Genomic DNA, 21,689 nt, shown 5'->3' on the forward strand with positions numbered 1-21,689 from the left:
CATTGATCGCAGTGTGGTATTTTGAGGGTCGGGGGGCCGCAAATACGTATAAAGGCTGGTGGCAATGCGAGGAGAGAATCAAAACAATCTGCGGTTGATCGATATCGCCACGCGCGATGTCACGACCTGTCTTGCGCGATCCAGTCTGGCCGAAGCTGCCGGACTGATGGCGCAACGGCGCTATTCGTCCATCGTCGTTACCGACGACACCCGGCATCCGGTGGGCATCATCACCGAGCGCAATATTCTGCGCGCCATGCATGAAGGTGTCGCGGCAGCATCCCCGTTGCAAAGCGTCATGTCGGCACCGGTCGTGGTCATGCCCGGCGATACCCGCGTGCTGGAGGGATACCATACCTGCCAGCGCGAAGGCATACGCCATCTGGTGCTGGTCGACGAGGCGGGGGTGGTCTGCGGCGTGGTCAGCGAGACCGATTTCCGTATGCATCTCGATCTCACGGTATTGGCCGGCCGCCGCCGCGTAGCCTCCATCGCACAACGCACCGGCATCTCCATGCCGCCCGAGACGCTGCTCAAACGGGCGCTAGACCTGATGCACGCGCAGCACAAAAGCTGCGTGGTCGTGGTCGCCGCGGACAAACCGCTCGGCATCGTGACCGAGCGCGATGTGGTGCGACTCTTTTCCTCGCAAACGGACTGGATGGATGTCACGTTGGGCGATGTGATGATCTCGCCGGTGTTGAGCGTGCCGCTCAGCGCCACCACCAGTGAAGCGGCCGAGCAGATGCTGCTGCACAAGGTGCGCCATCTCGTGGTGGTCGATGCCGACGGCAACATGACCGGTCTGGTGAGCGAACACGACCTGACGCAACTGATGGCGACCGGTTTGCACGAACAGCGTGCCGGCATCGAAGAGTCCTTCCTGCATGCCTTGCTCGACACCATTCCCGATCTGATCTGGCTGAAGGATGTCGAGGGGCATTATCTGGCCTGCAATCATCGCTTCGAGCGATTCTTCGGTGCCGAAGAAAAAGACATCGTCGGCAGAACCGATCACGACTTCGTCGATCGCGCGCTGGCGGATGCCTTCCGCGAGCATGACCGCATGGCGATGGCGGCGGAGATGCCCACGATCAACGAGGAGTGGATCACCTTCGCGGACGATGGTCACAGGGAGCTGCTGGAGACCATCAAGACGCCGATGCGCGACCGTTCCGGCAGGCTGATCGGCGTGCTGGGTGTCGGGCGCGACATCACCGAGCGCGAGCGAGCCCAACATAAACTGGCCGAGAGCGAACACGAGTTCCGCTCGCTTGCGGAGAACCTGCCGGACAACATCATCCGCTACGGTCGCGATTGTCGGGTGCTCTACATGAACCCTTCGATGGCACGCACCATCGCCGCGCATATATTGCCGGTGGTCGGCGAATTTCCTGTCGATGCCGCGCCTGATTCTCCCGAGGTGCGTGAGCTGCAAGATCTGGTGGAAAAGGTCATGGACAAGGGCGAACGGGTGGAGGTCGAGTACCCGATCGAACATCCGAACGGAGGCTTGCACTGGCACCATGTCATCTTCGTCCCGGAATGGAACAAGGAGGGAGAGGTCATCGGCGCGTTGGGCATAGGTCGCGATATCAATGAACGCAAGCATGCGGAGCAAGCGCTCAAGGACAGCATCGAGAAATACAGCGACCTTGTGCAGAAGATCCCCGTCGGCGTGTACAAATACCGCATGCTCGCGCAGGGCGGAGGGGTGTTCGATTACGTCAGCCAGCGCTGGTGCGAACTGCTGGATGTGGAAGAGGCTGATGTGAAGCGCGACCCGCAGATCGCTTTCTCGCGCATCCTGCCGGACGAGTTGGAGGAATTCGTCTGGCTGCGCAATGCGGCCCGTGAGCAGATGCATCCGTTCGAATGGGAAGGACGCATCAAACGGGGTGACGGCGAGGTGCGCTGGTTGCACTTTGCGTCGCAGCCGACCCGGTTGGAGAACGGCGACATCCTGTGGGACGGCATCCAGTACGACATCACCGACCGCCGCCGTGCGGAAGAATCGCTGCGTATCAACGCCAGCGTGTTCGACAACAGCCAGGAAGCCATCGTCGTCACCGATGCGAACAATCTCATCATCGACGTCAATACGGCGTTTACTTCCATTACCGGCTATGCGCGCGCCGAGGTGTTGGGCAAGAATCCGAACGCGATGAGTTCCGGCCGGCAGGACAAGGCGTTCTACCAAGCCATGTGGCAGGCGCTGCAAGAGAAGGGCACCTGGCGCGGCGAGATATGGAACCGGCGCAAGAGCGGCGAAGTGTTCGCCGAGATGCTCTCCATCTCGGTCATCGCCGACCATCTCGGCCAGGTGCAGCGTTATGTCGGCATCTTTTCCGACATCACCTATTTCAAGGACCACGAAGCCGAACTCAGTCATGTCGCCAACTACGACGCGTTGACCGGCGTGCCCAATCGCCGCCTGCTGGCGGATCGACTGCGTCAGGCGATCGCTGTTACGCAGCGCAGCGACACTTTGCTGGCAGTCTGTTACATCGACCTAGACGGTTTCAAGGACGTGAACGATCGCTATGGTCACGAGATGGGCGACAAGTTGCTGATCGACATCACGCGCCGCCTGCAGGAAGTCTTGCGCGCGGGTGATACCTTGTCGCGTCTGGGCGGCGACGAGTTCGTGATGCTGTTCAACGAGATGCGCGACGAAAGCGAATGCTATCTGGTACTGGAACGTGTGCTGAGCGTCATCTCACAGCCGGTCGTGCTCAAGGGTGCCCAGGTCGTGGTGTCGGCCAGCATCGGCGTGACCCTCTATCCCGAGGACGATGCTGACAGCGACACCCTGCTGCGGCACGCCGATCAGGCCATGTACATCGCCAAACAGAGCGGCAAGAACCGTTTCCATCTGTACGACGCCATGCACGACAAGCGCGTGCGTTCACTGCACGAAGGACGCCGCCGTATCTCGCAAGGTCTGGAAGCAGGCGAGTTCGAGTTGTATTACCAGCCCAAGCAGGAACTAGCGAGCGGAGAGATCTTCGGCGTCGAAGCGCTGATCCGCTGGAACCATCCGCAACGCGGCCTGCTCTCCCCCGCCGAGTTCCTGCCCATCATAGAGAACTCGGAACAGGATGTGCAGCTGGGTGCATGGGTGATCAAGAACGCCTTGGCGCAACTGTTCGCCTGGGAGCGCGCGGGATTGCACCTGCAAGTGAGCATCAACATCTCCGCGCAACATCTGCAGGTCGCAGACTTCGTCACCAATCTGCAAGGCGAGCTGGCGCAGTATCCGCAACTGCGCGACGGCGCGCTGCAGATCGAAGTGCTGGAGACCGCTGCGCTGGAAGACATCGCCCAATCGTCCGAAGTCATCGAAGCCTGCCGCAAGATGGGCGTCACCTTCGCGCTGGACGATTTCGGCACCGGCTACTCATCCCTTGTCTACTTGAGTCGTCTCTCCGCTGACACACTGAAGATCGACCAATCCTTCGTGCAGGGCATGAGCCTGAACAAAGGCGACCATGCCATCGTGCAGGGCGTCATCGCGCTTGCGAACACCTTCGGTCGGCATACCGTGGCGGAAGGTGTGGAAGACAGTGCGCTGAAGGAGGAACTGCAAGCGATGGGCTGCAGCTCTGTGCAGGGCTACAGCATCGCGCAGCCCATGCCAGCCGGAGAGATCGCGGGGTGGATAAATCAGTTTGGAAATTCGACCAAATCGCAGCACTATCAGTAGCTGACAAAGCGCCATACCCCTCATGGGGGATGTACCGCCTCCGGATTGACAATACACTGCCTTTAGCGCAGTACGGCGCTTGCATCGGCTAGGGGGCTATAGCCATGTATTGCAGTTAAATAATCTTAGAAAAGGGGCATGAAATGAAAAAGAATATGGCTGCTGTGGCAATGTTGTCGATGTTCGTGGCGGGTTCCGCAATGGCGGAAGAGTCAATGTTCGCAAGCCTCCTCGGAGATGGAAAATCGGCAGGAGGCTACGCGGGTGAACGCACTCTGATGGGCATGATCGATATTGGGGATAAGACCACAACAGGTACGGTATTTTTGAGCGAAGGCCGTTATCTCAATCCAAAGACCGTTATTTCGTTCATTTTGATGGACACGCTCTCGGTCACTGACAGCGGTGGGCCGGCAGAAAGTGTAAGCAACTTCATGACCGTGGGTATGGGCGCCAAGTATTATTTTGGGTAGCCGGCCAAGTCGGCCACCGTGCCGTTTGTGCTGGGTAACGCTGGTATCCTGTTCACGTCCTCTTCAACCACGAGCAATAATGTCACTACCGACAGTTCAGACACTGGATTCTCCATACAGGGAGGCGGCGGTTTTGCGCACTTCGTCACTGAAGAAGTGTCACTGGACGGAACATTGCAGGTCTATTCAAACAGCTTTTCCGGCACGAGCACGTCCGGTGTGCGCCTGAACGTGGGTCTCACTGCTCGTTTTTGATCTAGCATTGCCTGAACAGGCCGCGTCAGCGGCCTGTTTTTTCGGCGATCCAATAAAAAGTGCAGATCATCTGATGAAGAAGATCCTTCTTGGCATCATCCTGTCCATGGCTTTGGTGCTGTCCGATGCGGGAGCCAAAGAAGATCAGGTCGCGGTCGTCGTGTACGGCCATAATGCTGCCGGCAAACAATACCTGCGCGTGGCGCAGACCCGTTTTGAACAACTGCTCGCCGATAACGGCGTAGTGGTGCTAGACCAGAAGAAGTCTGAACAACTTAAAAGATCCTGGGCGCGGCTGGGCGATCCCGGCGCGTTGATCACGGCAGAGGACTTTGTCGAGAACGCAGGCAAATACGACATCTCGGGCATCTACCGCGTCTATCTGGGCGTGGGCAAGACCACGGGATTGACTTCAACTTTCACCGCGACCGCTGTCGCGGACATCCGCTTCATCGGCGAGGACGCAAGGATCAAATCATTCGCCTCCGCCCCGATGGGCAGCAAGGGTATGCCACCCTCGGACGGGCTGACGGAGTCCGCCGCTGTGAACAATGCTATCCAGCGCGCGATCGACCAGACTGCCGAAAAGTTCGGCATACAGGTGATGGATATCACCAATCCCAGGCTGGTCAAGTTCTCGCTCAAACCGGTACCGATGTTGCCTGACGGGGCGGAATTGCGCGCAGCCCCCCCGCTGCTGGCAAAAGACAGCGAAATGGTCGCCTATGCAAAATTGCAATCGGACGATTGGACCTTTGAAGAGCCGACCTGTGTCAGGGCATCACCCGATGGCCGCATGGCAGCGGTCGGCACCTACCTGATGCGCACGGCATTCAATTTCGGACGGCCGACCCGCTCCTATGCTTCCTATCTGCATGTGGTCGACGGTGATGCGAAGCGCGAAGTCGAGCGATTCGAAGTTTCCAACAAGGATCCCCGCTATCAGCGCGGCGGCTCGAAGATCACCGATTGCATGTTCATGCAGACCTGGCGCTATGTGGCGGCTGTATCGCAGAGCCATCTGGTGTTCGCGGACACGGAGCGCGGCGTCGAATTGGCGCGGATATTGTTCGATGATCCGTTCGACGCGCCCGTGCTGGATCATCTGCATACCCAGGAAGCGGACTATCTCGCGGTGAGCGAGGGTGGGCGCAGACTGTTCTATCAGGTGGTGAGAGAGTGATTCCTGCGCGCGCTACCGGAACGAATCGATCGCTGATGAAGTTCGGCGCGACAGTATTTCTCGCTACTGCGGCTTTTTCGTTCTTCTCTTCCGCACATGCAGCTGCATGCACGGAGGGCGGCCCGCGACCGGCGTGGATCGACAGCCCGGAGACGGTGACCGACCAGCACTTCTTCGCTGCCGGTGTATCGGATAGTGCGCTCGTCCCCTTGTCGGAACGTATCGCCACCGCCAAGCAGAATGCCTTGAAGAGTCTGTCCGAGATGATCCAGGTCTCGGTCAAGAACGCATTCGTTCTTGAACAGACGAGCCGCAAGAGCTGGGGCAGCGAATTCACCGATTCCAATCTGAGTTCGGTGACCCAGACATCCACCGAGGCCTCGTTGCGCAATGTCGAGATCATAGACACCTGGGAAGATCCAAAATCTTGCGATATGTGGTTGCGCGCGCGCGTTTCCAAAGCCGATGTGGAGAAGGGCAAGCAGGAAGGGCTGTCGAAGATGCTGTTCGCCGCGATGAAAGCGAATGCCGAAATCGCGCAGAACGACACGCAATCACTCGATAAGCGGTTGGCCGCTACCGAGGCCGCGCAGGATGCCTTGTCGCGTATCGCTTTCGAGTTCGTCAAGGATCCCGGTTCGGCGGATTACTACCGGAAATTGCTGGGCGGATTGAAAGCATCGTTGCAGCGCGCCAAGGACAAGCTGCAGCAGGCGCAGTCCGATCTGCGCGAGGCTGACCTGTTGGTCGCCGAGGCCGGTATGCAGACCAGCGAGAACGAGCGGGCGAAGCGACTGACCAGGGCGACCATTCTTTACAAGACGCTGCTGGCCAACCACAACGCCGGTATCCCCGATATGTTCGGTCCCGGCGATCTGTTGTTCAAGCTGGGGGAAGTGGAGCTGCAAAGACGCAGTCCGTGCGGCGCCAGGAACTACTTTCAGCAGGCGCAGGATTCCGAGCAGTTGATCGATCGCCGTGAGATCGCGCGCAAGAAGGCCGAGACACTCGCCTGCTCGGCGGAAGACATGGAAAAAACGTTGTGGCGGCAGTATTTCGAAGGTCGCCCGGTGACGCTGTTATGCTATTTCAAAGCGGGCAAGGATGCGGGAAGCTGGCTCAAGGCATGCGATGGATTCAACAATGTGATCCGCCCATTGGGTGCGGAAGTCGAGGTCAGGAGCAAGCCGCTGACGGCAGCTCAATTGAATGCGATGACGCAAGGCGAAGTGCCGGATATGCTGCGACAGGACGGCCTCCTGCTGGCAGTGGTCGCTTCCGGCCAGATGGCCTCGCGTGTCGATCGCGATCCGCAAAGTCGCGGTCGCGATTATCAGTTCGATGGTGCCATGGCCAGCCTGTTGGTGGAGAACGGCGAGGTCGTGTTCTCCGACCGCTTCAAAGGTACGACAGGCTGGAATCCGATCTCCGCAGATATGGTGATGGATGTGCTCGGGATCAATGTCGTGAAGCGTTGGCAGAGCAAGTTCTCGAAGTTCCTGAATCAGGACATGAAGCAATGACGCCTGTCGTGACCGGATCGATCCGATACCGGGGCGGGGCCGAAGGAGTGTGATGATGGGGGTTCGAAAGATCTTGAGCATGGCTTTGTTTTCCAGCCTGCTTGGACTGACGGCGGTCGATGTCTGTCTGGCCGATGAAAGCATCGAAGTGGTCAGGTCGGAAGGGGTGCTCCAGGTTGGCGAGCCGGACAAGCAGGCGACGGATGCACGGGTCAAACGATTGACCGGCAACCGCTATGTGTTCAGCACGGGCGCCAACGGCAGGGCGGTGGTCAGAGTCGGCAGCGCCGGATTCGTGGTCGTCGAACGCAACAGTACGCTGGAAGTGGATCGCACCGGCGGCGCGGCGAATCTTTTCAGGCAGGTCAGCGGTATGATCTATTACGCGATGAACAAGGTGCAGCGATCCATGCACAAGGTACAGATCAAGACGTCGACTGCCGTGATCGGCGTGCGGGGCACGCGCTTTGTGGTGGTCGATGAGGAAGCGCGCAAGGAGATCGGTATGCGCAAGGGCGAGATCAGCGTGACTAGCCCCAGCGATGAATACGAGATCCACCGCCGGCAAGTGAATGATGAATTCGACGCTTACAAGAAAGAGGCACGCGATGCGATCGCGCGTGAGAAGCAGGCGTTCGAAGCCTATCGCGCGGAAACGGCCAGGGAGTTCATCGAGTACAAGCGCGAATTCACCCTGGCTGCCGACAGGATGGTGTCCTTCGATGGCAACAAAGTCACGGAAGGTGCGCTGAACGAAAAGACCAGGCAGGATATGCAAAGCCTCGAATCCTTCGGGGCGGAGTGGATAGGGGCAGTGCACGACTGAGTCGGGGCGTGTGCTGAAGTGCAATGGGGTGTTCGGGTATATCAATCAAAGGAGGGTGCATCATGCGTAATCGTATCGTTGGTTCGTTAGTGGTTCTGGGACTGTTGGCAGTCAGTGGTTGCGGCAGCGCGCCGGTAAAGGAGGAGAAGGTCGAGGTGGCACCTGAGTGCGTGTTCCCGAACTCCCAGAAAGCGGCACCGGACTGGGTGTGCGACATGCCGGTTGAAGGCGTAACGGTATCGGCGGTAGGCGTGGCGGCGAAGTCTGCCGCCGGCGCGGGATTCATGAAGCAGATGGCGATGGCCGATGCGCGTGTGCAACTGGCGCAGATGGTGCGTATCCGCGTGACCAATATGATCAAGCAGTATGCGGAGACGACCGGTGCCGCCAATCAGCAGACCGTGGATCAGGTGAATACATCGGTCACCAAGCAGATCACGGAAGAGACGCTGGTCGGCACCCGCTTGTATCGCACCATCACCGGGCCGGACGGTTCCATGTATGCACTGGTCGGACTGGATGAGGTCAGCGCTCAGAAGATCACCGAGACCGCGCTCAAGTCCAGCATGAACAACGATCGCGCAGCCTGGCAGCAGTTCCGGGCCCAAAAAGGTCAGGACGAGTTGGCGGCAGACATCGCCCAGCAGAAGTTGGCCCAGTAAAGACGAAAGCGCAGCGATTGCGCGCGAACCACGGTCGGCCTGTCGCAGATCGCGACAGGCCGACTCCAGTGAGCGGTTAAATGATTTAGGGAGGCAGCATGCGTAGATTCATCGCTTTGATCCTGTCAGTCGGTTTCCTGTGTGTAACGACCGGTTGTGCCACGAAGAAAGAGAAGGATGATTGGGAGCAATACCGGGCCCATAAGGCACAGGATGAACTCTCGACCGAGACGCAGAAGAGCGCGCCCTGATTCCGGCCGGATGTAACGTCGCTTCGGTACGTCTTGCATGACATCAGGCGATCGATACACACCGTTACTGTTGTGCGGGATGTTCATCGTCCCGCAATGTGCGGCGGCGGCTGACGATTTCGAAAGCTACCGCCGGCAGCAACAGCAGGGCATACACAAGCAGCAGGCAGAGTTCCAGTCTTACCGCGAGCAGCAGGATGCCGATTTCGCCGATTTCCTCAAGGCGCGGTGGCGCGAGTTCGACAGCTTCCATGGCAAAGTCCGCATCAAAGAACCCAAGCCCGCACAGATCCCTGTTGCGCCGGGAGTGACTCCACCCAGACAGATCATCGCACCGAAGCCGGTTGCGCCCGTGCGCCCAGCTCCGCCCGTGCCATCCAAACCCTCGCCGGTGTCGCCGGATACCTTGCGTATCGATTTCTACGGCAACCCGCTCGACTTCAGTTTCGATCCGGCATGGCAGCGTTACCGCTCGGGAGAGCAAGCATCATCGCAAGCGATGAGTGCCTTCTGGATGATGATGAGCGGTAGCCGCTATGCGCAGACGCTGCAGGCTGTCAACATGGCCAGCCAACGGCTCAAGCTGGACGATTGGGGCAGGGTCTCACTCTGGCGCGCGGTGGCACGGTCCCTGCAACCCGGTCGCAAGACTGAGCAAAGTCTCCTGCTCTGGTACTTCCTGATCAAATCCGGCTATGACGTGCGTCTGGGTTATGCCGGTAACGATGTCTATCTGTTCGTGGCAGTGCGGCAACCGGTGTATGCGACCAAGTTCACACGCGTCGGCGAGCAGACCTACTACGCCGTGCTGGCGGACGATCGCGGAGACAGCATCGGCCGTTTCTATACCTATGAGGCCAGCTACCCGGTCAAGTTGAAAGCGCTGGATATCGGTTCGGCCGAGATCGGCTTCACCCGCGAAGTGCGTGCAGAGCGCAGCTTGTCTTTCGACTACAAGGGACAGGCGGTCAAGTTGAGCGTGCCGTATGACCGCAATCTGGTCGAATATCTGGAAGGTTTTCCGCAGTCGGAGTTCGCGCTTTATTTCGATACCGATGGCAGCTCATTGTTGCGCCGCAGTGTATTGGCGGGGTTGCGCGCATACACGGAAAATATGAAAGAGCAGGAGGCGGTCAACTTCCTGCTGGCTTTCGTCCAGCGTGCCTTCGCCTACAAGACGGACAACGATCAGTTCGGACGCGAGAAATACTTCTTCATCGAGGAGTCATTGTATTTTCCATACAACGACTGCGAGGATCGCTCGGTGTTGTTCGCCTGGCTGGTGCGCGAACTGACAGGCCTGAAAGTGATCGGCTTGCTATACCCGGGTCACATGACGACTGCTGTCGCACTCACGCAGCCGGGAAACAGTATGGCGAGTGTCGAACATCTCGGGCAGCGGTTCGTGATCGCCGACCCGACCTATATCGGCGCGACGGTCGGCATGGCGATGCCGGCCTACGCCGCGACCAAACCCAGCCAGATCGTAGCCATCAGAAACGGAAGCTAAGCGCTGTTACGTTCCGGCAACAGTTCGCGCGCACGCTTCAACGCTTCTTCCACACTCCCAACCACGTTCTCCCTGCCCACCTGATCGAAGAATCCTGACTGGTGCATGAGGAAATAGGGCTGCGTATGCGGCCCGCACAGGATCAGGTGCTTGCCGCGTTTGCGCAGTTTGCCGTGCAGGTGTTCCAGCTTGTGCAGTGCGCTGGAGTCCATGCTGATCACCTCGTGCATCTTGAGCACCAGCACCTCGGGCTCGTTGTGCAACTCGATCAGGATGTTCTCCAGCTTGTCTGCCGCGCCGAAGAACAGTGCGCCGAACACGCGGTAGATCACCACGCCCTTGGGCACCGCCTTGCGCATGATGGTCGCGTCGCCGTCGTCGGGCAGCGGCGACTCGTCCGCCACGCTGACGTGGGTCAGCGCGGTGATGCGGTGCATGAAGGAGAACACCGCGATGAACAGGCCGATCTCCACCGCCACCGTCAGGCCGAACATCACCGTCAGCACGAAAGTCGTCACCAGCACCGCGCTGTCGCTGAGCGGATATTTGCGCAGCGTGCGGAAGCCTTCCCATTCGCCCATGTTGAGCGCCACCACCAGCAGGATGGCGGACAGAGAAGCGAGAGGGATGTATTGCGCCAGAGGTGCTGCGACCAGCACGATCACCAGCAGCGTCAGCGCATGCACGATGCCGGACACCGGGCTGGTGGCACCGCTGCGCACATTGGTGGCCGTGCGCGCGATGGCACCGGTGGCGGGGATGCCGCCGAAGAACGGTGTGACGATGTTGGCGATTCCCTGCGCGATCAGTTCCTGGTTGGAATCATGCTTGTCGTCGATCATGCCGTCCGCCACCGCCGCCGACAGCAGCGACTCGATCGCACCGAGCAGCGCGATGGTCATCGCCGGGGCGAACAAGTGACGCAGTGTGGCGAAGGTGAGCTCGGGGAATTCGAAGCTGGGCAGGCCCTGCGGGATGCCGCCGAAGCGCGAGCCGATGGTCTCGGTCGGCAGGTTGAACAGGCCGACGAGCAGCGTGCCGATGATCAGCGCCACGATGGGCGAGGGCAGCTTTTGTGCCCAGCGTTTGGGATAGAACCAGATCAGCAAGGCGGAGGCGACGGCCAGCGCCACGGTGAGCGGATCGACCGTGCCGATGGCAGCGGAGATGGCGCGCAGCTTGCCGAGGAAGTCGGCAGGCATCACCTCGATCTGCAGGCCGAAGAATTCCTTCACCTGACTGAGGATGATCAGCACCGCGATGCCGTTGGTGAAGCCGATGATGAGCGGACGCGGGAAATACTTGATCAGGTTGCCCAGCTTGAACATCCCCATAGCCACCAGCATCACGCCGGCCATCATGGTGCAGATCAGCAGGTTGGCATAACCGTACTGCAGGATGATGTTGTACACGATGACGATGAAGGCTCCGGTCGGCCCGCCGATCTGCACGCGGGAACCGCCGAGCGCGGAGATGATGAAACCGGCGATGATGGCGGTGAAGATGCCCGCTTCGGGCTTCGCGCCGGAGGCGATGGCGAAGGCGATGGCCAGCGGCAGGGCGACGATGCCGACGGTGATGCCGGCGGAGATATCTGTTCTGAACCTGGTTTTGTCGTAGTCGCGCAGTGAATCGATCAGACGGGGACGGAAGTAAGACGAGATCGTGGCAATAATCGCTTGTTTCATGATGGCTGTTTCAGCACCTCCTGTTGGGCTGCGATGCTACGCCTGTCGTTGCGCGGCGAAAAGGGCCGGGCCGTAGAGTGCGGCGCGGTCGTTGAGGATGACGCGTACCGGCACGGCTTCCAGCAGCGGGCGCATGCGGCCTTTGTCGAAGAATGCATCGAGGAACACGCCGCTCTCCAGCAGCGGCAATATCTTGGGTGCGATGCCGCCACCGATATACAGGCCGCCGCTGCTCATCGTCTTCAGAGCCAGATTTCCCGCCTCCGCGCCGTACAGGCCGACGAAGCGGCGCAGGGTCTCGCTGCACACGGCATCGCGTTCGGACAATGCGGTGTTCGAGATCGCCGCAGCCTTTCCTTGAGACTGCATCGTTTCCGCCAGCCAGTCCGGCGTATGCCCACCCTGACGAGCCAGCAGAAAATCGTACAGGTCGGGGACGCCCATGCCGGACACCACGCGCTCCCAGCTCACATGGCCGAAACGTTGGCGCAGCACCTGCGCGAAATCGAACTCCAATGCATCGCGCGGCGCGAAACTGGCGTGTCCGCCTTCGGTGGCATAGGGTCTGTGGCTATGGCCGTCCCAGAACAGTCCGGCCTCACCCAATCCGGTACCGGCGGCGATGATGGCGCGGTTGCCGTGTGCATCGAGCTTGCCTGCATGCAGCGTGAACAGATCGTCCGCCTGTAGCGCGGGCAGACCGTATGCGGTCGCCTCCAGATCGTTCAGCAGATGGCAGTTGGCGAAACCGAACCGTTTGCGCAAGGCATCGGCCTCTATGCGCCAGGGCAGGTTGGTGGTCTGTACGGTGTCGTTCTTTACCGGCCCGGCCACGCCGAAGGCGGCGGACTGGATGGTACCGGCAGTGGCCATGAATTCGGCCAGCAGATCATCGAAAGAGGCGTAGTCGGCGCTGACGAATTCGCGTTCGCCGGTGATCGTCGCTTGCGTGCCGCGAACCTCGACCAGCGCCAGTCGCGTCTTCGTGCCGCCGATATCACCTGCCAATACGCCTGCCATGTAAGCCTCTAGCCCGAAAGGAAATGTACGCGCGGATGATACGCCCAGTCTTCATCAAAATCTCACGCACTTGTCATCTGCGCTTCATGTGGCGTCCACATACTGCGCGCCATGAAGCTTGCGATGAGACATTGGCGTTGGTGGATCCTGCTGCTGTTGTGGAGCGCGGATGCCAATGCATGGGGGCTGTACACCCACGTCTATTTCGCGCAGTTGCTGCTGTGGGCGGTGCCGCTCACCGATGCGCGATTCCGCAAGGCAGTGCTCGCTTATCCGCGTCTGGTGCTGGCCGGGGCCTGTCTGCCCGACCTCGCGCTGTGGAGCGACCGCACCTGGGGCGAACCGTTCTCCACCACCCACCACTGGCAACGCGCGCGCAAGCTGCTGGACGATGCGCAGAGCGACGAGGAATGCGCGCTGTCGCTGGGTTTTGTCAGCCATCTGCTGGTGGACGTCATTGCCCACAACCACTTCGTTCCCGCGCACGAGAAGCTATGGGGCAACGTGCCGGTGCTCACCCACGCCGCCTGCGAGTGGGCGATGGACATGCACCTCCGCGACCAGCTGTTCGCCCAGCCGGGCGAGCTGATGGATGCGCATCGCGCCGAGCTCGCCGATTACGTGGCGCAACACTTCGGCTGTCCGCAGCCCGTCGCCACACGCGGCATCGCCATGCTGTCCGGGGCCGAACAGTTGCTGCGCGTCAGCCGCCTGTCGCAACTGTGCCATCGCGGCGGCAAGCTGCTGGACGGCGGCATGCCGCGCCGCTTCGACTACTACCTGCAGCAGACCGGCGCGCGCCTCGGCCACATCGACCGCATCCTCTCCGGCGAGGAACCGGTGTGGGACGCCAACCCGCACGCCGACGACCCCGTCATCCGCCAGCGCATCGCCCTGCTGCGTCCGCGCGAACTGCGCCACCGCATGCCGCTGCCGCAGGACGTTTTCAGCGAAGTCTAGTTCGCCGCTGGATTGTGACGGAACTGCAATAAACATTTCACCGATGCGAAATATTCACTTTGCAATATGGCTGCATCACATATCTAGACATCTATTGCCATGAGTCTGTATGCCATCGAACGCGACACCGGGATCGCCCTGTATGCCCAGATCGCCGAAGTGCTGGAGCGCGAATACGTGCGCCAAGGCTCGCCAGGCGACCGTCTGCCTGCGGAAGGCGAACTGGCAGACCGCTTCGGGGTGAACCGTCACACCCTGCGCCGCGCGGTGGACGAACTGATCATCGAGGGCCTGCTGGAGCGCCAGCACGGTGTGGGCATCTTCATCACCGACCGCCTCCTCGACTATCGCGTCGGCAGCGGCACGCGCTTCACCCAGACGCTGGCCGAGATCGGCATCGCCACCGATACCAAGGTGATCCGCAAGATGGTGGCACCGGCCTCGTCGGGCGTGGCCAAGCATCTGGCCATCAAAGCCGACGAAGAGGTGCTGTGGATAGAGACCCTGCGTATCGCCGACGGCATCCCCTTCTGCGTGATCTCGCACTTCCTGCCGCTTGAGCCCTATCGCGAACTGCTGGAGGACTATCAGAGCGGATCGCTGCATGCCGTGCTGAACCTGCACTGCGGTGCGCTGCGCCGCACCGAAAGTCTGGTCACCGCCGTGTTGCCGCAGGGCGACGACGCGAAACTGCTGGGCATCACCCAGCACCGGCCCGTATTGCGGGTCAAGAGTCTGAACGTGCTCGAAAGCGATGCGACACCGGTCGAGTACGCCATCACACGGTTCCGGGCCGACCGGATCCAACTTTGCATCACCCCGACCCAGTAACACCTTTTCCATCTTTCCCGACAGGAGTCTTTCAAATGAATCTCAAGCAAATCCTATTCTCAACACTGGTCTGTACCGCGATGGTCGCGCCTCAAAGTATGGCGGCCGCCATGCAAGACGGTAGCAAGGCCCACCCCCTGCGCGTCATGCTGATCCCCGCAGACGGCGGTACAGAAGACGGCACCAAGGCGGACTTTCTGCCGATCTTCAACGCGGTGACCAAGACCACCGGCCTGCATTTCGACATCCGCGTGGGCCAGAGCTACAGCGCCGTGATGGAAGCCATGTGTCTGAAGCAGACCGAGATCGCCTTCTTCGGTGCCGCAAGCTATATCCCGGTGCGCGACAAGGGCTGTGCAAAACTGCTCGCAGTAGCGGTACACAAGGGTGCGTCCGTGTACTACTCCGGCGTCTTTGCGCGTGCCGACGCACCTTACAAGAGTCTCAAAGACACCAAGGGTGCGCGTCTGGCGCTGGGCGATGTGAACTCGACATCGAGCTTCCTGTATCCGGTGGCGATGCTGATGGATGCGGGTGTCAATCCGGCACGCGACATGGGGCAGGTGGTGATCACCGGCAGTCATGCCAACTCGCTCAAGGCGGTAGCCGAAGGCAAGGCGGACCTGAGCGGCGCATCGTTCGACTCATTCGAGAAGGCCGTGAAGCAGGGCGCGATCGATCCGACGCAGGTTCGCGTGCTGGCCAAGAGCGACCCGATCCCCCAGCCGCCGCTGGCGATGTCGACAGCGTTGCCGCAGCACATCCAGAAGCAGCTTAAAGACGCTTTCAACACCGTGCATAAGGCACCGGGCGTCACACCCGACATGATCCGCGGTTATGGCGGTTCGAAAGTGGATAGCTATGACGCCGACTTCCCGGAATCCGGCATGGACGCCCCAGGCAAGAAGATGGCGCTGGTGGATGATCAGGTGAAAGCCGAACTTCTCAAGAAAGCAGCACAACGCTAAGCGCAGTCGCCCACCCGCAACTATAGGGTGGGCGTTCTGTTGTTGGCCATTGCAGAGGAAACAATCATGCTGAGATTCGAAAATGTCTACAAACGATTTCCGGATGGCACGGAAGCGTTGAGGAATATCTCGTTGCACGTACCAAAAGGCCAGTTCTGTGTGCTGCTTGGCCCGTCAGGCGCGGGAAAATCGACCCTGCTGCGCATGCTCAACGGCTTGTCGCAGCCGACCGAAGGCAGTGTCCATCTGGCAGGCGAGCAGATCACCGAGCGATCGGTACAGCGGCTGCGCAAACGCGTCGCAACGGTACACCAACAATTCAATCTGACGCCGCGCATGTCTGTGGCGCTCAACGTACTCTCCGGCGCATTGCCGCAGGTCGCCCATTGGCGCGCGGCGATCGGCCTGTTCCCGCCCGAGCTGCGTGAGAAAGCCTGCCGCCTGCTCGATGAGGTCGGACTGACTCCCGAACATGTGAACCGCCGCGTCTCCGAACTGTCCGGCGGACAACAGCAGCGCGTCGGCATCGCGCGTGCCTTCATGATGGACCCGGCCGTGTTGCTGGCCGACGAACCGGTCGCCAGTCTCGATCCGCGCATCAGCCGCGGCATCCTGGAATTGCTGCATCGCCAATCGCGCAACCACGACACCACCGTGCTGTGCAGTCTGCACCAGCCCGAACTGGCACGAGAGTTCGGCGACCGCATCATCGCGGTCAACCAGGGACGTCTGGTGTTCGACGGTACGCCGGAGCAGCTTACCGACAAGGTCTGCGAGGAGCTGTATCACGGTGCTCTGAACCGCGAGCAAGACCTGCCCGAAGCGGCGCTCCCGGTGTGTGAAACCGAACTTGAACTGGCTGCGGCCTGAAATGAATATGATGAAAAACCTTTCAGTGAACCGGGATGCCACATGGCATCTGGACCAGCCCTACAACGCGCGCCATCTGCTGTTCGCGATCATCGTGTTTGTGATCCTTGCGGTGACAGGCAGTCGTATGGAAGTGCCGCGCATGGTGCAGGAAACCGCGCAGGGGCTGGGTTACGCCGTCGGCCTGAACGAAGAATCCTCTGTAGCCACCGGCGTGAAGCGTATCGCCGAATCGATCTGGCCGCTGCGCATCTCCGAAGAGATCGAGGTATCGCGCATCGAGAACTTCGACCGCAACGATCTGCCCTGGTTCTCGCATGTGGAAGTGATCGAATCGCGCACGCCACATTTGAACACCGAGACGCTGCAACTGGAAGAGACCATCGAGCGCAAGGAGATGCTGGTCAAGCCGGTAGGCTATCTGGCCCATGTGCTGCTCAAGATGCTGGAGACGCTGGAGATGGCGCTGTGGGGCACATTGCTGGCAGTCGCCCTGTCGATCCCGCTGGCATGTTTCGCCGCTGCCAACTACGCGCCCAACCGCTTCATCTACAACCTGGCGCGTTCCACCATCAGCCTGTTCCGCGCCATCCCGGAACTGGTCAGTGCATTGTTCCTCGTGTTGGCCTTCGGCTTCGGCCCCATCGCCGGTTTCCTCGCGCTGGGCATCCATAGTGCGGGCTTCCTCGGCAAGTTCTATGCGGAAGACATCGAGAACGCTGACCGTGGTCCGCAGGAGGCGCTGCAATCCATAGGCGCTGGACAGATCAAGACGCTCTGGTATGGCGTGTTGCCGCAAGTCCTGCCGCAGTACATCGCCTACACGCTCTACATCCTCGATCGCAATATCCGCATGGCCACGGTGATCGGCATCGTCGGCGCGGGCGGCATCGGACTGGAATTGAAGGGTCGCTTCGACATGTTCAACTTCGACCACGTCGGCACCATCCTGGTGATCATCTTCCTGACGGTGATCATCCTCGACCAGTTCTCCGCAAGATTGCGCAGCCGCCTGATGTAGGAAGCCCTGCCTGTTCCGACAGGCGGGGCAGGTGAACTTGTATAGATATCTGGCTATACGACGAAACGGAAAGAATGCATATGAACATCCCAAGGAAAGAATGGGCAGCCGCCTTGTGCGCACTGCCAGCAGCTGAAGTGAAGCATCTGGCCAGCGTGCTGTCGGGTGAGCTGGAAGTGCGGGACGTCGCCTTGCCGCATGCCGGGCTGGGCCTGCTCAACCTGCGCGACGGTGCGTTCGAGGAATCGTATTTCATCGGCGAGATCCCGGTGGCGCGCGCCGAAGTGATCGTGCGCACTGCTGGCGGTATCGAGGAACGCGGCGGGGCGTTGATCGTGGATGACCGTGCACAGCTCGCGCGTTCCATCGCCATCATCGACGCGGTGCTGGCGGGAAAACTTCCCGGCGGCGTGCCGGCCATGGCGCTGGTGCAGCGCGGCATGGCAGCGCGCCAGCAGAAGCACAGCGAACGCAAAAAGTTGTTGGCCGCGACGCGCGTGGATTTCTCGCTGCTGGGACAAGAGGACGACGAAGATGAAGAATGAAATGACCATGGCCGAAGCCGACATCTGGCATCCGGCGCAACAGCAGCGACTGTTCCGCAGTCTGCTCGATGCGTACAGCTACCCGGGGCGCATCCAGAGCTGTGCGGCGGAATCCAGCCTGTCGCTGCTCAGCGCATTGCTGGACGGGCAGACCACATTGTCCGATCCGCAAGACCTGCTGCCGGAATCCATCTGGCCGAAACTGGAAGCGCAGCGCGTGCCATACGAACTGGCTGCCTTCATCCTGCTGGACGGCAGCCGTGCGCCGCAAATGGTGCCCAGCCTCGGCACGCTGGAAGCGCCGGAACATGGCGCGACCCTGCTGTTGCGCGTCGCCGCACTGCATGAAGACAGCGCGGGCGCATTGCGCCTGCGATTGAGCGGCCCCGGCATCCGCCAGCCGGTCACCCTCGGCGTCGATGGCCTGCATGCCGACTGGATCGCCGCACGCAACGACTGGGTGGGCAACTTCCCGCTCGGAGTGGAGTTGGTGCTGTGCGATGTGCAGCACTTCGTTGCACTGCCGCGCACCACGCGCATCGTGATCGGAGGTGCGGCATGAGTTACGTCGCGATCAAGGGCGGCAAGGCCGCCATCGACGGCGCGGCAGCAGCCACCGACTACCTGCGCTGCAAAGGCTCACTGGACGAACCGCTGACACTGGCGATGATAGAAGAGCAGTTGCGCCTGCTCACTTCGCGCGTGGTGTCCGAAGGCGGTCTGTATCACCCGCGACTGGCCGCACTCGCGCTCAAACAATTCCAGGGCGACACACTGGAAGCGGCGTTCGCTTTGCGCGCCTACCGCTCCACCAAACCGCGTCTGCTCGAATCTCCGCCGCAGGACACGAGCAACATGCGCTGCATCCGCCGCATCTCGTCCGCGTTCAAGGAAGTGCCGGGCGGGCAGTATCTGGGCGCGACCTACGACTACGCGCTGCGTCTGCTGCAACTCGATCTCGCCAACGAAGACCCGGCTGCATTCAAGGCCGTCGCGCAAAGTTTCCTGCGCGACACACCGGATAGCGAGCTGCCGGACAACTTCCCCAAGGTGATCGACGCGTTGCGTGCCGAAGGACTGCTGCCGCCGGTCGTGCCGAGTCGCGCACCCGCCTTCGACATCACGCGCGACCCGCTGGTGTTCCCGGTACCGCGTTCCGCCGCACTGGCCACCATGGCGCGTGCCGAGACCGGCGGCCTGCTGGCGATGGCCTATTCCAATATGCGCGGTTACGGCGATGTGCACCCCACGGTGGCGGAACTGCGCGTCGGCTATCTTCCGGTGATGCTGCCGCATCCGGTGAGCGGTGAACTGATGGAAGCGGGCGAGGTGCTGGTCACCGAATGCGAAGTGGTGGCGATGTACGAAGGCAGCAACGGCGACGAGCTGCCCACCTTCACGCTCGGCTACGGCGCGTGCTTCGGCCATAACGAAGTGAAAGCGATCAGCATGGCGATCCTGGATCGTGCGTTGCAGAAAGGCATGCGCGACGGCCCCACCAATCCTTCGGAAGATCCGGAGTTCGTACTGCTGCATGTGGACGGCGTGGACTCCATGGGCTTCGCCTCGCACTACAAGATGCCGCACTACGTCACCTTCCAGTCGGACATGGATCGCCTGCGCACCACGCAACAGAAGATGCAGCAGGTCACGGAGGCCACGGCATGAACGCACATTACGAACTGCCGCTGGAAGACGCGGGCTACTCCTTCGGCTTCCTCGACGAATATGCCAAGAAGGAAGTACGCCGCTGCATCCTGAAAGCGATCTCCATCCCCGGTTACCAGACGCCCTATGCCTCGCGCGAGATGCCGATGGGGCGCGGCTTCGGTACCGGCGGTCTACAACTCACGCTGTCGCTGATCGGCGTGGACGACACTTTGAAAGTGATCGACCAGGGTTCGGACGATTCGGTCAACGCGGTGAACCTGCGCCAGTTCGTGCAGCTCACCTGTCCCGGCGTCGATGTCACAGAGAAGACGGAGGAGGCGACGCTGATCCAGTCGCGCCACCGCATCCCCGAGAAGATGCTCACCGAGCAGCAGATACTGGTGCTGCAGGTGCCGTATCCCGATGCGCTGGTGGTGGTCGAGCCTTCCGAGGCGCGACGCAAGGTCATGCACGGCGAAGCGGACTATTCGCGCCTGCTGGTCAAGCTGTACGAGGACGTGGTGCGCTTCGACGAGATCACGCTGTCGCACCGCTACCCCACGCGCATCAACGGCCACTACGTGATCGACCCGTCACCCATCCCGCGCTGGGACGTGCCGCGTCTGCATCAGTCGCCCGCGCTGGTGCTGCTCGGTGCCGGACGCGAGAAGAAGATCTACGCCGTGCCGCCCTACACCGTGGCCGAGCCGCTGGTGTTCGACGACATCGCCTTCCGCGTGGAAGATTTCCGCGACGCGAACGGCAAGCGCATCGCCTGTCGTTGCTGTGGCTCGACCGTGAGTTTTCTGGATGAGCTCATCGACGACGCGGGCAAGGTCACCCATCAATGTTCCGACTCCGCGTACTGCGAGGAAGAACAGGAAAAGATCAGCGAGAGGAAGCCAGCATGAGCAGCAAGATATTGTCCGTGCGCGGCCTGTCGCGCATCCACGGCGAACCCTGCCCGCTGTGCATCAGCAGCACCGGGCCGCAACACGACACCAACATCTGTCCGCATTGCGGCAGCGTAGTCGCCGCGCACGATGTGAGCTTCGACCTGTATCGCGGCGAGATACTGGGCATCATCGGCGAATCCGGCAGCGGCAAGTCGAGCACGGTGAAGATGCTGTATTTCGATGACATGCCGACCGCCGGCAGCGCGACCTTTTACGACGGCGATGCGCAACACGACATGTTCGCGCTCAATGCCGCGCAGCAACGCAGCATGCGCAACAAACGTTTCGGCATGGTGTATCAGAACCCGCATCTTGGCCTGAATTTCCAGATCTCGGCGGGCGGCAACATCGCCGAGCGCCTGCTGATGAGCGACCTACGCCACTACGAAGAGATACGCACCCGCGCCGGTGACCTGCTGGTACGCACCGAAGTGTCGCGCGCGCGCATGGACCAGAACCCCCGGACCTTCTCCGGTGGCATGCAGCAACGCGTGCAGATCGCCAAGGCGCTGGCCACACGACCGCCGCTGCTGTTCCTGGACGAAGTCACCACCGGCCTCGACCTGTCGGTGCAGGCCGCCATCCTCGACCTGATCCTGGAGATCCAGCACGAACTCGGCACTGCGATGATCGTGGTGACGCACGACCTCGGCGTGATCCGCCTGCTGGCGGGGCGCACGCTGGTGATGAAACACGGCCGCGTGATCGAGTCCGGCCTCACCGACCAGATACTGGAAGACCCGCAGCACGCCTACACCCAGCGGCTGGTGGCTTCCGCCTTGTGAGATGAG

20 protein-coding genes are annotated in these 21,689 nt (G+C 60.9%); 18 read left to right on the forward strand and 2 right to left on the reverse strand.

Annotated features, from left to right (window positions below; all coding sequences use genetic code 11):
• Positions 1-64 precede the first annotated feature (64 nt).
• The 8 genes from ACYPYQ_RS07255 (at position 65) to ACYPYQ_RS07290 (ending at position 10,389) form a co-directional block, all read left to right on the forward strand.
• The gene (locus ACYPYQ_RS07255) at positions 65-3,706 is read left to right on the forward strand and encodes an EAL domain-containing protein (protein WP_459722070.1); all 3,642 of its coding nucleotides are present in this window, start codon (positions 65-67) and stop codon (positions 3,704-3,706) included.
• Between the two features lie 143 nt (positions 3,707-3,849).
• Complete coding sequence (locus ACYPYQ_RS07260; protein ID WP_459722073.1) at positions 3,850-4,179, forward strand: hypothetical protein; 330 nt, start codon at positions 3,850-3,852, stop codon at positions 4,177-4,179.
• A 328-nt stretch (positions 4,180-4,507) separates the two neighbouring features.
• Positions 4,508-5,617: a hypothetical protein gene (locus tag ACYPYQ_RS07265; RefSeq protein WP_459722076.1), complete on the forward strand. Its 1,110-nt coding sequence runs from the start codon at positions 4,508-4,510 to the stop codon at positions 5,615-5,617.
• A gap of 35 nt (positions 5,618-5,652) precedes the next feature.
• On the forward strand, positions 5,653-7,140 hold the full coding sequence (locus ACYPYQ_RS07270) for an LPP20 family lipoprotein (protein ID WP_459722079.1): 1,488 nt from the start codon (positions 5,653-5,655) through the stop codon (positions 7,138-7,140).
• A 79-nt stretch (positions 7,141-7,219) separates the two neighbouring features.
• A complete protein-coding gene (locus ACYPYQ_RS07275) occupies positions 7,220-7,966 on the forward strand; it encodes a FecR domain-containing protein (RefSeq protein ID WP_459722081.1) in 747 nt (248 codons plus the stop codon).
• A gap of 62 nt (positions 7,967-8,028) precedes the next feature.
• Positions 8,029-8,628: an LPP20 family lipoprotein gene (locus tag ACYPYQ_RS07280; RefSeq protein WP_459722084.1), complete on the forward strand. Its 600-nt coding sequence runs from the start codon at positions 8,029-8,031 to the stop codon at positions 8,626-8,628.
• Between the two features lie 98 nt (positions 8,629-8,726).
• On the forward strand, positions 8,727-8,879 hold the full coding sequence (locus ACYPYQ_RS07285) for a hypothetical protein (RefSeq protein ID WP_459722088.1): 153 nt from the start codon (positions 8,727-8,729) through the stop codon (positions 8,877-8,879).
• Positions 8,880-8,916: 37 nt separating this feature from the next.
• Positions 8,917-10,389 carry a hypothetical protein gene (locus ACYPYQ_RS07290; protein WP_459722091.1) on the forward strand — a complete coding sequence of 491 codons (1,473 nt, stop codon included), beginning with the start codon at positions 8,917-8,919 and terminating at the stop codon, positions 10,387-10,389.
• Here ACYPYQ_RS07290 and ACYPYQ_RS07295 read toward each other — a convergent pair.
• Positions 10,386-12,077: a SulP family inorganic anion transporter gene (locus tag ACYPYQ_RS07295; RefSeq protein WP_459722094.1), complete on the reverse strand. Its 1,692-nt coding sequence runs from the start codon at positions 12,075-12,077 to the stop codon at positions 10,386-10,388. The two genes, ACYPYQ_RS07290 and ACYPYQ_RS07295, sit on opposite strands and share 4 nt — an antisense overlap.
• A 36-nt stretch (positions 12,078-12,113) precedes the next feature.
• Positions 12,114-13,097 carry a glucokinase gene (gene glk, locus ACYPYQ_RS07300; protein ID WP_459722097.1) on the reverse strand — a complete coding sequence of 328 codons (984 nt, stop codon included), beginning with the start codon at positions 13,095-13,097 and terminating at the stop codon, positions 12,114-12,116.
• 123 nt (positions 13,098-13,220) lie between these two features.
• Between glk and ACYPYQ_RS07305 the strand changes: the two genes are divergently transcribed.
• The 10 genes from ACYPYQ_RS07305 to ACYPYQ_RS07350 all read left to right on the forward strand — a co-directional run bounded on the left by ACYPYQ_RS07305 (position 13,221) and on the right by ACYPYQ_RS07350 (position 21,683).
• On the forward strand, positions 13,221-14,057 hold the full coding sequence (locus ACYPYQ_RS07305) for a zinc dependent phospholipase C family protein (protein WP_459722099.1): 837 nt from the start codon (positions 13,221-13,223) through the stop codon (positions 14,055-14,057).
• Positions 14,058-14,156: 99 nt separating this feature from the next.
• The gene (phnF, locus tag ACYPYQ_RS07310; protein ID WP_459722102.1) at positions 14,157-14,888 is read left to right on the forward strand and encodes a phosphonate metabolism transcriptional regulator PhnF; all 732 of its coding nucleotides are present in this window, start codon (positions 14,157-14,159) and stop codon (positions 14,886-14,888) included.
• 35 nt (positions 14,889-14,923) lie between these two features.
• Complete coding sequence (locus tag ACYPYQ_RS07315; RefSeq protein WP_459722104.1) at positions 14,924-15,856, forward strand: phosphate/phosphite/phosphonate ABC transporter substrate-binding protein; 933 nt, start codon at positions 14,924-14,926, stop codon at positions 15,854-15,856.
• Positions 15,857-15,922: 66 nt separating this feature from the next.
• Positions 15,923-16,726, forward strand: coding sequence for a phosphonate ABC transporter ATP-binding protein (phnC, locus tag ACYPYQ_RS07320; RefSeq protein ID WP_459722108.1), 804 nt, complete (start codon positions 15,923-15,925; stop codon positions 16,724-16,726).
• Positions 16,727-16,736: 10 nt separating this feature from the next.
• Positions 16,737-17,747 carry a phosphonate ABC transporter, permease protein PhnE gene (gene phnE / locus ACYPYQ_RS07325; protein ID WP_459722112.1) on the forward strand — a complete coding sequence of 337 codons (1,011 nt, stop codon included), beginning with the start codon at positions 16,737-16,739 and terminating at the stop codon, positions 17,745-17,747.
• An 80-nt stretch (positions 17,748-17,827) separates the two neighbouring features.
• Positions 17,828-18,292 carry a phosphonate C-P lyase system protein PhnG gene (gene phnG / locus ACYPYQ_RS07330; protein WP_459722115.1) on the forward strand — a complete coding sequence of 155 codons (465 nt, stop codon included), beginning with the start codon at positions 17,828-17,830 and terminating at the stop codon, positions 18,290-18,292.
• Complete coding sequence (phnH, locus tag ACYPYQ_RS07335) at positions 18,282-18,854, forward strand: phosphonate C-P lyase system protein PhnH (RefSeq protein ID WP_459722119.1); 573 nt, start codon at positions 18,282-18,284, stop codon at positions 18,852-18,854. The genes phnG and phnH overlap by 11 nt, the downstream gene beginning before the upstream one ends.
• The gene (locus tag ACYPYQ_RS07340; protein ID WP_459722123.1) at positions 18,851-19,960 is read left to right on the forward strand and encodes a carbon-phosphorus lyase complex subunit PhnI; all 1,110 of its coding nucleotides are present in this window, start codon (positions 18,851-18,853) and stop codon (positions 19,958-19,960) included. Before phnH ends, ACYPYQ_RS07340 begins: the two co-directional genes overlap by 4 nt.
• On the forward strand, positions 19,957-20,853 hold the full coding sequence (locus ACYPYQ_RS07345) for an alpha-D-ribose 1-methylphosphonate 5-phosphate C-P-lyase PhnJ (protein ID WP_459722126.1): 897 nt from the start codon (positions 19,957-19,959) through the stop codon (positions 20,851-20,853). The genes ACYPYQ_RS07340 and ACYPYQ_RS07345 overlap by 4 nt, the downstream gene beginning before the upstream one ends.
• Complete coding sequence (locus ACYPYQ_RS07350; RefSeq protein ID WP_459722129.1) at positions 20,850-21,683, forward strand: ATP-binding cassette domain-containing protein; 834 nt, start codon at positions 20,850-20,852, stop codon at positions 21,681-21,683. The genes ACYPYQ_RS07345 and ACYPYQ_RS07350 overlap by 4 nt, the downstream gene beginning before the upstream one ends.
• Positions 21,684-21,689: the final 6 nt, after the last annotated feature.

The organism is Sideroxyarcus sp. TK5 (genome assembly GCF_054601595.1).